The sequence below is a fragment of the Microbispora sp. NPDC049125 genome (assembly GCF_040802045.1).
Classification (GTDB): Bacteria; Actinomycetota; Actinomycetes; order Streptosporangiales; family Streptosporangiaceae; genus Microbispora.
The window spans coordinates 1-2,215 of the sequence record NZ_JBEZDW010000103.1; the positions used below are offsets into that span (position 1 = coordinate 1).

At 69.2% G+C, this 2,215-nt stretch carries 2 protein-coding genes; both read right to left on the minus strand.

Features of this window, described 5'->3' with window-relative positions:
* The coding region (locus AB0B72_RS40130; RefSeq protein ID WP_367745046.1) for a type I polyketide synthase at window positions 1-1,808 on the minus strand (1,808 nt) is incomplete at its 3' end.
* 35 nt (window positions 1,809-1,843) lie between these two features.
* Window positions 1,844-2,215 (minus strand): phosphopantetheine-binding protein (locus AB0B72_RS40135; RefSeq protein WP_367745047.1); only part of this gene is annotated, 372 nt, incomplete at its 5' end.

Here is a 2,215-nt window from a genome sequence, read left to right on the forward strand (position 1 = left end):
AACCCCGCCGCAAACACCGGCGAAGCCCCCATCAACTCCACCGCCATCCCCCGCCACTGCGACCCCTGACCCGGAAACACAAACACCGGCCCACCAGAACCCGCAGAACCGGAAGCGACACCCTGCACCACACCAGCCGCCACACCCCCAGCAGCCAGCGCCTCCAACCCCGCCATCAACGCCCCACGACCACCACCGACCACCACCGCCCGATGATCGAACAACGCCCGCGAACCAACCAACGACAAACCCACATCCACCGGCGACACCCCCGGCCGATCCCCCACAAACGACCGCAACCGCAACGCCTGATCCCGCAACGCCCGCTCGCTCTTACCCGACACCACCCACGCCACCGGACCATCCCCCCCGGCGACCAAAGCGGCGTCTCCCCCACCCACCGAAACCTCAGGCTCCACCGGCTCCACAACCACAGGCGCCTGCTCGACAATCACATGCGCATTCGTGCCGCTCATCCCGAACGACGACACACCCGCCCGCCTCGGACGATCCACCACGGGCCACGGCCGCGCCTCCGTCAGCAACTCCACCGCACCCGCCGACCAGTCCACATGCGGCGACGGCTCATCCACATGCAACGTCCTCGGCAGTTCCCCATGCCGCATCGCCATGATCATCTTGATCACTCCGGCCACCCCGGCGGCCGCCTGGGTGTGACCGAAATTGGACTTGATCGAACCGAGATAGAGCGGCGTCTCCCGCTCCTGGCCGTACGTGGCAAGAAGCGCCTGCGCCTCGATCGGGTCGCCCAGGGTGGTGCCCGTGCCATGCGCCTCGACGGCGTCGACCTGGTCAGAGGTGATCCCGGCGTTGGCCAGCGCCTGCCAGATCACCCGCTGCTGCGAGGGACCGTTCGGCGCGGTCAGGCCATTGCTGGCGCCGTCCTGGTTGACGGCGGTGCCACGGACGACGGCGACGATGGGGTGCCCGTTGCGCTCGGCGTCCGACAGCCGCTCAAGCAGCAGCACACCCGCGCCCTCACCCCAGCCCGTGCCGTCCGCCGCCGCCGCGAACGCCTTGCACCGCCCGTCGGGCGCCAGCCCGCGTTGGCGGCTGAACTCCACGAACGTGTCCGGCGTGGACATCACGGTCACTCCGCCGGCCAGGGCCATCGTGCACTCCCGCTGCCGCAGCGCCTGGCAGGCCAGATGAAGGGTGACGAGGGATGAGGAGCACGCGGTGTCCACCGTCACCGCCGGGCCCTCCAGCCCGAAGGCGTACGCGACCCTCCCTGAGACGACGCTGCCAGAGGTGCCGGTGCTGAGGTAGCCACCGACCTCCGCGGGCACGGCCAGCAGGCGGGAGGCGTAGTCGTGGTACATGACGCCGGTGAAAACGCCCACTCGGGCCCCGCGCACGGAGGCCGGGTCGATGCCCGCCCGCTCGAAGGCCTCCCACGACGTCTCCAGCGCCAGCCGCTGCTGCGGGTCCATCGCCAGCGCCTCACGCGGTGAGATCCCGAAGAAGGCCGGGTCGAACCGGCCCGCCTCGTGGAGGAAACCGCCCTCGCGGGTGTAGCTGGTGCCGGGGTTGTCAGGGTCGGAGTCATACAGCGCGTCGAGGTCCCAGCCCCGGTCGGCGGGGAATCCGGACAGCGCCTCCTCTCCGCCGGAGACAAGCCGCCAAAGGTCCTCCGGGGTGGCCACGCCTCCGGGGAAGCGGCAGCCCATGCCCACGATCGCGATCGGCTCCTGCTCCCCCGCCTCGGCCTCACGAAGCCGCCGGCGAGTCTCGTGGAGATCAGCCGTCACCTTTTTTAGGAAATAACGCAGCTTGTCTTCATTCACGGCTTACATCACCTTTCGGGGGAATCCGCGCAATCTCAGGAAATTCCGAACTCTCTGCCGATGAACTCGAAGATCTCCGCGTCCGACGCGGCCTCGAGTTCCTCCGTGATCGCCGTCTCCGTCTCGGCCTCCTCGATGTCGGCGAGCTTGCCGAGGAGGACCTGCAGATGGGTGGCGACCCTCGCTCGCGTCGCCTCGTCGAACGAGGAGACAGCGGTGTCGAGCTGGTCCAGGTTGGCGAGCAGCGGCACGACGGCCGGCACGCCGTCCTCGACGAGCTCCGCGCGCAACCGCTCGGCGAGAGCGGCGACCGTGGGGTAGTCGAAGACGAGTGTGGCGGGGAGTTTGAGCCCGGTCGCGGCCTTGAGGTGGTTGCGCAGCTCGACCGCGGTCAGGGAGTCGAAGCC